Below are 255 nucleotides of genomic sequence, written 5' to 3' on the forward strand. Positions count from 1 at the left end.
GTGCGCTGCGGGCTGAAGGACGGCGGCTGCTACCAGGTGTTCCAGGGTGGGGCGCTGTACTGGTCGCCGGCGACCGGGGCGAAGGCGGTCAGCGGCTTCCTGTGGTCGCGGTGGGCGTCGCTGGGCTACGAGGGCGGGTGGCTGGGCTACCCGGCCGGTGACGTGCGCTGCGGGCTGAAGGACGGCGGCTGCTACCAGGTGTTCCAGGGTGGGGCGCTGTACTGGTCGCCGGCGACCGGGGCGAAGGCGGTCAGC

General features: G+C 73.7%; 1 protein-coding gene. It reads left to right on the forward strand.

Going from position 1 to position 255, the window contains the following annotated elements; genetic code table 11:
• The coding region (locus tag E9529_RS21685) for an LGFP repeat-containing protein (protein WP_374201386.1) at positions 1-255 on the forward strand (255 nt) is incomplete at both ends.

This window comes from Blastococcus sp. KM273128 (assembly GCF_021698975.1).
Taxonomy (GTDB): Bacteria; Actinomycetota; Actinomycetes; order Mycobacteriales; family Geodermatophilaceae; genus Blastococcus.